Here is an 8,773-nt window from a genome sequence, read left to right on the forward strand (position 1 = left end):
CATCAGGAACAGCATCCCGGTGCGCAGCACCATCAGCATCAGCTGGATGAGGTTCACGATGATCGCCACGACCCCGCCGACGATGATCAGGATGACGTTGCCGCCCAACCACACCGGATCCGCCGGCCCGGCGCTGGTGGCGTTGTCCAGGGCCAACAGCTTGAGCACGTCGGTCTGGAAGTCTTCGCCGATGGCGGAGTCGATGATCTGCACGGCCAGGGCGTCGGTGCCGGCCACCAGGACATTGAGGATCGTCACCCCGGAGGCCGTGACCACGGCCAGGGTGAGCAGATTTTTCAGCAGGTCCCGTGCCGGTTCGGCGCGCTGGGTCCAGGCCATCTGGGCCCCGGCGATCGTCACGCTCAAGGCGGCTACGGCCAGGGTGAGGTAGAAGGTCTGGTCCTGGATGAAGCCCACCGACCCGGACAGGTTTCCCGCCCGGGCGGGGACGAGGAAGCCGATCAGGCTGGTGGCCCCACCGATCAGTGCGGCCCCGGAGGCCAGCACGGTGGCCGTGTTCACCAGGCCGGCCCCGTCGCCGCGGCGGGCGTTGGTGGCCAGCACGATGCCCAGGAACAGCACCCCGAACACGCACACCCCTAGCCCGATCCAGCTCGCGTAGCTCAGCAGCAGATCGATGTAGGCGTTGAATTCCCCCCGCACCGGAGCCTGGGAGGTGGGTGCACTGTTGCTGGTGAGGTTGGCGCTGCCGATCCGGGTCCACATCGACCCCAGGGAGGCGATCGTGTCGACCACGGCAGCGGTTACACCGTCGGCGATCTGATCCAGCGCATCACCGGCCGCTCCGGTGAGTGCGTCGCTGACTCCTTCCTTGACCTTGCAGAAGCCATCGAGTGCGAAGCACTTCTCTTCCTCAGCCATCGTGGGGTCCCCACTCGATGTACCCGTTCAGGTCTGACACCTGGCCGGAGACGGGGCCTGTGTCGCCGTTGTCCTGCAGGGCGAAGCGCCAATCGCCGTCTTGCCACATAAGGTCTGCGCTACTGGTGATGTATGTCTTCTCGGTCCCGTCGTCTCCTGCCAATACGACCTCGACCGTGGCTCGCTCGCCCGTGTACGAAAGCAGTCGGAAGCCGGCAACCTCGACTGGGACCGTGGAAGCATCCCCCGCGGAGACCCGCTGCTGGACCTGCCCGACGGCGATGTCCTTACCGGGGCCCTCAATGGCGAGCTCCTTGAGAGTGTCCAGCAGAAGCTGGGGATCGTTGCTCGAGGCCAGCATGTTCGCCGTCGTCAGCAACGCCCCTTCAGGAGTGTGGGAGTAGCAGGAGCGCACACCCGTCGACTTGTCCACGGTGCCCGGTCCGTGCTCCTCAGAGGACGGTGCGTAGATCGCCCCGAGAGCGGTCCATTCGACGTCCTCCGGCGCTTTCGTGAGAGTGGTGCCGCTGGTGGCGTCCAAACCGCACTCCGACTCCCCGCCCGCCACCGGTTCGGCGGTGGTGGCTGGCGCCGGGGCGGCTTGGGTGGGCTCTTCTCCGTCGGGCCACAGCCACAGGACCACGCCCAGCACGATCAGCATCGCGACGAGGACTGCTGAGATGAGGAAGCGGGGGGTCTTCCACCATGTGCTGTTGTCGTCGGTCTCGATGTGGTCTGTCACGTGTTGCTCCTCGTGTGTGGGGGCTGCGTCTGGTGGTGGTTATGCCCCGGCGATGAAGGTCAGGATCGAGGCTCCACCGGAGATCAAAGCCACGGCCAGGACGATCTTGATGATCCCGGATACTTCTTCAGTGGTCTCTCCGCGGCGGGCGTCGAAGGCCATCTTTCCGCCGACCACCAGCAGGCCCAGCACGGCGATGCCCAGGGCGATCCATTTGCCGACACCGACCATGCGGTTCCAGGTGTCGCCGATGCCGGGAGGGGCCAGGGGGCTGGAGTCGGGCAGGTTGGCCGGCAGCGCCAGCACGGTGTCCTGGGCGGCAAGTACGAGGTCGATCATTGGGGGGTCCTCTCGGAGATGAGTTCATCGACTGCCTCACCGAGGGCGGTGAGGACTTTCCTCGGCTCACGGGCCATGGACTCCCAGTCCGTGGCTCCGGTGAGTCGGAGTTCTTCGATCCACGGCACCATCCAGGTGGAGGGGACACCACCGGAGATCACGCGGGTCGCTGCTGCCAGGGGTTTCGGGGTCTTGCCCGGGGTGCCGGCCACGATCACCAACCCCGCGAGCACTACCTCCGGGTGTTGCCCGGAGGCCCAGTCCTGGGCGGCACGTCGAGCTGCTTCCAACCCGCGATGCGTCTGTCGGGCGAGGAGGACAACGACAGGAGACGGTGCCTCTGGGGTGGGAGAAGGCCAACGGTGATGGCATTCGACACCGCCCAGCAGCTCCCGGAATGTGGTCTCTCCCGCTCCGCCATGGGCGCCTAACCAGTACAGACCAGCGGAGGACGTGGGGAACCGTCCGAGCCGTCTGTCGCCGTCCGGTGCGGAAATACCCTGCTGGGGCGCCTGCGCCCCCCGAAGCACCGGGGGCGGCTCAGGATGGGTCTCCTCCAGGAGCGAGACCGTCTGGGCCCCCGTGCCGGGTGCAACGAACCCCGTCCACCGATTGCCCATCTAGGCTCCTAAGTTGAATCCAATGCACCGAGGTGCATCCCCGTGGGTCACCCACGGAAACGAATTGAACATGTTCAACTATAGGCGGTTTCGAGCTATGGTGTGCAACCGTAAGCAACTTTTTCCCACTTCGATGTACCGGAGCCGCCGTGATCGCCGGAGCGCTCTCCATGACTGAGTCGCTGGACAGACTCTTCAACGGGCTGCCCGAGCGACTCACCGTGGCCCAGCTGACCGAGGTTCTGGGGCTGTCCAGCACCACGGTGACCTACCGGTGGCTGAGGGATGGGCGGGTGCCAGCCATACAGCTGGGCTCGCACTGGATCATCCTCCGGGACGACGTGAAAGAGCACCTGCGTGCTCACTACAACGTCTCTCAGCAGCCCAACCTCGGAGTGGGGGATACCGACTGATACGAAAGGCATCCCCATGGCGCAGGCGCTCGACCGTCCGCGATGCACCGCAACGATCAACGACGACGACACCGTTGAAGTCTCCATCGACGGTGTGGTGACACCCCTGAACTCGATGGACGACGCCATTGCTCAGCTAACCGAGACCGCGCGTATCTTGGGTCGGCCCGTCAAAGTCGTAGCCGTCGACCCGTCTTCGGGAAGCGAACTCGAGACCTACCTGGTCGTGGGGCCTGACGGGGAGGTCTCCACCGACGGGACGGCCACCCGCCCCTCTCGGACCGGGCGTCGAGGCAGCCGTGCGGTCAACCTCGATGAGCTCATCCCCGCCGAGTCGGCCCCGGAGCCACTGCTGACCGAGCCCGAGAGTTCCTCTTTTGAGGAAGCTGACTCGATGCCTTCCACCCTCGTCGCGCCGACTCTCGAGAGCGCGTCGCAGCCCCGTCCCCTGCACGCGAAGCCGATGCCCTCCAGCGCCCCGGCGCTGCAACCATCGGACACGACAGTCTGGGACATCGACTCCGCCCCCAGTTTCATCGCCACCGACAGCTCCCTGGCCGACGCACCAGCCGCCCACGGCTGGCGCGGAATGCTCAACCGCATCGGGATGCACCTGACCCCTGGGCCTGGGGAAGTAGCCGAACGAGAAGACCTGGCCGCGGTCTCACGGCACTGGATCGGCTCCCGCACCATCACGGTGGTCAACCAGAAGGGCGGTGCCAACAAGACCCCCACCGTTGCCCTGCTCGCCGCCCAGTTCGCCCGCCACGGCGGGGCGGGCGTGCTCGCCTGGGACAACAACGAAGCCATGGGCTCCCTGGGCTGGCGCACCGACGGCGCCGGCCATGACTCCACCGCACTGGACCTTCTCCACCACGCCGATCACTTCCTCACCGCCGAAGCCAAGGCGGCCGAGCTGGCCGCCTTCGTCCACCACCAAACCCAGGATGCCTACGACGTCCTGCGCTCCGACGAATCGCCGTCCAACACCCACGAAATCACCGGTGCCGAGGTGGACGCCCTGCACCGGGTAGCCGAGAAGTACTACCGGCTCGTCATCATGGACAGCGGCAACTCCACCCGAGGCGAGAACTGGACGCACATGATCGCCCACACCGACCAGATCGTCATCGCCACCACCACCGAGTCCGACAAAGCCCAGGGCGGAGTCAACGCCCTCAAAGCCCTGCACGCCGGAGGTCCCCACGCCGGGGAACTGGCCCGCAATGCCGTAGTAGTCATCTCCGAGCTGATGCCCTCCCACAGCACCAAGGCCAACGCCATTGCCCAGGAGTACGCCCCATTTGTGCGTGAGGTGGCCATCGTCCCCTTCGACCCACACCTGGTGCAGGGCCGCATTCACCACCGACAACTGCGCCCGGCCACTCGCCGGGCCTGGCTGCACGCCGCGGCCCTGGTCTCCCAAGGCTTCTGATGGCAGGGCCCCGCCCCCGAACCCTCGGCATGGCGGCGCTGCTCCTTCCCGGACTGCTGGTGGGCCTGATCATGACCGTGACCATGCTCGTGGCCACCCTGGCCGAGGAGGAAGACGCCGCGGGCCTGTCCACCAGTTGCACCGTCACCACCGTCGGCAACGATGAGAAGACCGGCGCGGTGGCCGTGCCCAACGGCTGGGGGCCGCTCGTGGACGCAGCCGCCGACCAGGCCGGACTGCCGGCCAGTCTGGTCGCCGCACAACTGGCGCAGGAATCCGGATGGAACCCGGACACCACCAGCCCCGTCGGCGCCCAGGGCCTGGCCCAGTTCATGCCCGCGACCTGGGACACCCACGGCGGCGGCGGCAACCCCTTCGATCCCGAAGATGCCATCGCTGCCCTGGGCCGCTACATGGGAGCCCTGAAAAGCCAAGTTCAGCCCATCGCCGGGGACAATCCGGACGAGCTCGTGCGCCTGACCCTGGCCGCCTACAACGCCGGACCCGGTGCGGTGCAAAAGCACCACGGCGTACCGCCCTACCCGGAGACCCAGCAGTACATCGAGAAAATCCTCGACGGCGCCCAGGGCAACTTCTCCACCGGCTGCAAGGCTCCTACCGGTGCGAGGCCCTGGGACGGCGACCTCGGTGACGGGCAATGGACGACCCCGCTGCCCGGCGGTGTCTTCACCTCCGGGTACGGCGGCCGCGCCCTGACCGGTGTCCCATCCTGGGCCAACCAGCACGTGGGCGTGGACATCGCCACCCCCGGGGCCGGCAACGACAGCGGCGGAGTCGTCGTTGCCCCCACCAGCCTGCGAATCACCGGGTTCAACGCCGCCGACGGATGCGTCATCGCCAAAGAGAACGGGTCCGACCCCGACTTCGGCTTCGCGTTCTGTCACCTGCACTCCTGGGACGTGACCAAGGGCCAGAAGCTCAAACGCGGGGACATCATCGGCGTCGAGGGCAACCGCGGACGCTTCGGCATGGCCACCCACCTGCACTTTGAGATCTACAAGCCCGGCGCCCCCGACCTCGCCTTCCCCTACCAAGGGCACAACCTCGACCCCGAGCCCATCCTCAAAGAGAAAGGTGCGTGGCCGAGATGATGCGCCATCCACTCAGCCTCGCCGCAACCCTGCTGCTGTGCGCGTTGCCGCTTACCGCCTGCGACTCGCCCAGCGAGGCCCAGCAAAGTTCCCCAGAAGCCACCGTCTCTACCGCGCCGCCACAGCTGGGCGAGGGAACTTTCGCCACCCCGGACGACGCTGACCGCACCGACGTGGATTCCACTGCAGAGGTCGCCGCCCTGATGCTCCACTTCTGGGACACCGCCACCGATCGCACCGAGACCGCTGCCGCGGTCCGGGCCAAGCCGCTGATGTCCGCCGACTGGGCCGCGCATCAGGTCGAGCCCGAACGCAACGCAGCAGGCGCCCCGTGGCTCGCGGCCGCTGAGCACCAGGGGTACAGCGCACCCACCATCGTCCCCGTCCACGGCGACGTCAATCAGGACGTCGCTCCAGACAAGGCCATCCGCGCCTACACCGTGGAATGGATCTGGAATACCCGCGACGGGGCCACCGTCCACGAAACGGGTCGTCGGCAGGTCACCCTCTACCTCGAGGAGCACGACGGCCAGTGGGAAATCGCCGGCCATCAGTCCCGCGACTTGAGCAACATCCAGTAAGACGTGGGTTCAAACCTGATCTGTCGTTGCCAGTTTGATTCACCGTGAACCCCGTCGTTGCCTGGGTAGACGCCCGTAGGCAGGGTGGGACGAGTTCTACCTCGTCTCATCATGGTGTGCCGTGCGGGTGTTCTCGGAAGCCCACGATGGGACCTTTGACAGGACAACGGGGAGTGAAACCATTGACATGCGCGGGTGAGCTCGGGGCGAGCGGGACACGGCGCTGCAGATCCGTAGCCTGGAAGCCGCCGGCTGTGAGCGCAACCCACACACCCCCAGGCGGCGCCCTGTGGCTGATGCGGGACGCGCCTGGGGCGGGTAAGCCCTCACCGTGGTTGGCGCAGTCCTGGAGCCGTGCGGGTCATCCGGTACAAACGTGGTTGCGCGGAAAACAGCAGAAGTGGTGCCGCGCGACGACGAGACGTTCGACCACGTGGCGGATCGCCGGGCGGTGCGCCGGGCCTGAGAGAATCCGGCCATGGGCACAGATGAAGCGGTAGTGGGCGTCGTTCAGCACGAGGACGGCATTCTCCTGGTTGGCACGAGCCTCGACGTCCAGGCGTTGGCCGAGCGTTTCGACGCAAGTTCGAAGAGCACCGCGAAGCTGACGCCGGATCTCCTGCTCGCTGCAGGTGCGGCCTTCTATGGCCTCTCCAAAGCACAGGCGCAGAGTGGTCGCTGGATGAAGCTCACCGCCGAGTCCGCAGCGACGCTACGGGAGGCTGGGATCACCGCGTCGACGAAGGACGGCCTGTTGGCTGGCGTCGCCCGGGGGCCGGCCGGGTCAATCGTGGGGCACCTGCGGTTCGAGCCGGTCGCCCTCGCCACTCCGGCAGCACCCATGGTGTTGGCGGCCACGGCCACGGCCATGGCGCTCCGTCAGGCTGCCAAGGAGATGACGGACTACCTCGAAGCGATCGACATCAAGGTCGAGCAGCTGCTCGCGGAGACGAAGTATAGGGAAGTGTCCCAGCTGCACGGGATCTCGTTGGCCCTGGACGAGGCCACGAAGATCCACGAACAGCTCGGCACCGTGTCCGCAACGACCTGGTCGAAGATTCAGGGGAACTCCACGGATCTGCACATCGCCCTCTCCTCCGCCATGGAGCACCTGCGCGGCTTCGCCGATGACGCCCGTACGGCCACGTCTTCGAGTGAGTTCTCCTCGGCCACCAGGAAGATCAGGTCGGAGCTGCCGTTCTGGCTCGCTGTCCTGTCCACGGCCATCACCTTGCAGGACCGTCTGGCCGTGCTGGAGATCGCTCGCGTGACGGCAACCGACCCGAGCGAGCTCGACAACCATCGCCGGGCCATCGAACTCTCCCGGGCGGACCGCCTCAACAGCGTGTGGGAAATTGTTCGCTCGCTGGCCGAGGCGTTCCACCGCCCGGACCTGCTTACCGACAGCGAGAAGCTTCGCCACCCCCGGCTCAGCACGCAGATTGACGCGAACGTCAATGCGGTCAACGCCCAATTGGCGACCTTTGCTCACCACGCCCGGCTGGAGAACTTGGCACTGGTCGAGGCCCGGCACAGAGCGTGGAGAGGAGCGGTCGGCGCGGTGCCGAAGGCTGCCCGGGCCAGGGTTAGAGCCGTGGGCGCCCACGTCGGCGCAGCGCGCGACCAGGTGGTCCTCGACATGGCCGCAAGGATCGAGGACAAGCGACGCCAAGAACTGCCCACGGAGCCCGGCTCAGACGTCGCGCCCCGCGACCCAGAATGAGCAGTCGGGGTGGCCGCACGCTCCCCCAATGAGCGCTGAGACCCGGTGGACCAACCACCACTGGCTTTCCTCGCCGGATGTAGGAAAGCTTCCCGTACGTTCGGTGACGTAGCTTCACGGCCAGCGGCATTGAGGTCCGCAACGGTGTCCCGACAAATCCCTTCTGGCCGACAACCACGGCTTGCCCGGCGAGTCAGACAAGGAAGTCCAATGAACCCCCTTGGCCTTGTCGGCAGCAACTCTCCGGCGCCATGGACGTCACATTACCTACGAGTATTAGAGCTGTCTTGCTCAGTTCATAAGCTGATCTTCGCCGTCCTATAGGACGCCTCCACACAGTAATCACTCGCGCTCAATGGACGATCCACCTGCGGATCGAGAAGCTGGACTCTCACCTTGCCACCACGTCATCGCTTGTCCCCTGCTGCCCTGCGTAGCTCCCCATCCTCACGGTTTGAGTCGCTTAGCCGGTTCACCGTCGTGGTGACCACCACGATGGTCCTGCCGCTAGCCATTGCGAGCCCCGCTGCTGCCACCGAGTCGCAGGCGCCGAACCAAAGCATCACCACGTCGACCACCGTGGTGGCTCCACTGCCTGCGACGTTCACTGACAAAGTTGGTACGGCAGAGGACACCTACACCATCCCGACCACTACCGGGGTGGACTATTTGGTGGATGGGATCGTGAAACCCGCTGGCACCTACCCCGGAACTGGCACGGTCTGGATCACCACACGCGCCCAACCTGGCTACGAGATCCCCTACACACTCATTAGCAGCTGGACAAAAACTTTCGACAGCTACGCCCCGACCACTTTGGTCACTCCAATGCCTGCGACGTTCACCGATAAAAGCGGTACGGCAGAGGACACCTACACCATCCCGACCACTACCGGGGTGGACTATTTGGTGGATGGGATCGTGAA

Annotated in this window: 8 protein-coding genes and 2 pseudogenes; 6 read left to right on the forward strand and 4 right to left on the reverse strand. The window is 66.0% G+C overall.

Going from position 1 to position 8,773, the window contains the following annotated elements:
* The 4 genes and pseudogenes from QYM41_RS17285 to QYM41_RS17300 all read right to left on the reverse strand — a co-directional run.
* Window positions 1-882: pseudogene (locus tag QYM41_RS17285) on the reverse strand (hypothetical protein); the annotation flags it as partial.
* The gene (locus QYM41_RS17290; protein ID WP_368801012.1) at window positions 875-1,624 is read right to left on the reverse strand and encodes a DUF8175 domain-containg protein; all 750 of its coding nucleotides are present in this window, start codon (window positions 1,622-1,624) and stop codon (window positions 875-877) included. The pseudogene QYM41_RS17285 and the gene QYM41_RS17290, both read right to left, overlap by 8 nt.
* A gap of 39 nt (window positions 1,625-1,663) precedes the next feature.
* Complete coding sequence (locus tag QYM41_RS17295; protein ID WP_368801013.1) at window positions 1,664-1,963, reverse strand: hypothetical protein; 300 nt, start codon at window positions 1,961-1,963, stop codon at window positions 1,664-1,666.
* Window positions 1,960-2,583 carry a DUF6668 family protein gene (locus QYM41_RS17300; RefSeq protein ID WP_368801014.1) on the reverse strand — a complete coding sequence of 208 codons (624 nt, stop codon included), beginning with the start codon at window positions 2,581-2,583 and terminating at the stop codon, window positions 1,960-1,962. The genes QYM41_RS17295 and QYM41_RS17300 overlap by 4 nt, the downstream gene beginning before the upstream one ends.
* Window positions 2,584-2,753: 170 nt before the next feature.
* Between QYM41_RS17300 and QYM41_RS17305 the strand changes: the two genes are divergently transcribed.
* From QYM41_RS17305 to QYM41_RS17330, 6 genes and pseudogenes are all read left to right on the forward strand, one after another.
* Window positions 2,754-2,996, forward strand: coding sequence for a helix-turn-helix domain-containing protein (locus QYM41_RS17305; protein WP_251356605.1), 243 nt, complete (start codon window positions 2,754-2,756; stop codon window positions 2,994-2,996).
* A gap of 16 nt (window positions 2,997-3,012) precedes the next feature.
* A complete protein-coding gene (locus QYM41_RS17310; protein WP_368801015.1) occupies window positions 3,013-4,431 on the forward strand; it encodes a MinD/ParA family ATP-binding protein in 1,419 nt (472 codons plus the stop codon).
* A gap of 29 nt (window positions 4,432-4,460) precedes the next feature.
* A complete protein-coding gene (locus QYM41_RS17315; RefSeq protein ID WP_368801016.1) occupies window positions 4,461-5,543 on the forward strand; it encodes a transglycosylase SLT domain-containing protein in 1,083 nt (360 codons plus the stop codon).
* Window positions 5,540-6,124, forward strand: a complete 585-nt coding sequence (locus QYM41_RS17320) for a hypothetical protein (RefSeq protein ID WP_368801018.1) — start codon at window positions 5,540-5,542, stop codon at window positions 6,122-6,124. Before QYM41_RS17315 ends, QYM41_RS17320 begins: the two co-directional genes overlap by 4 nt.
* A 478-nt stretch (window positions 6,125-6,602) precedes the next feature.
* A complete protein-coding gene (locus QYM41_RS17325) occupies window positions 6,603-7,847 on the forward strand; it encodes a hypothetical protein (RefSeq protein ID WP_368801017.1) in 1,245 nt (414 codons plus the stop codon).
* 480 nt (window positions 7,848-8,327) lie between these two features.
* Window positions 8,328-8,773: pseudogene (locus QYM41_RS17330) on the forward strand (hypothetical protein); the annotation flags it as partial.

The organism is Kocuria oxytropis, assembly GCF_040981195.1.
In the GTDB taxonomy this organism is placed as follows: Bacteria; Actinomycetota; Actinomycetes; order Actinomycetales; family Micrococcaceae; genus Kocuria; species Kocuria oxytropis.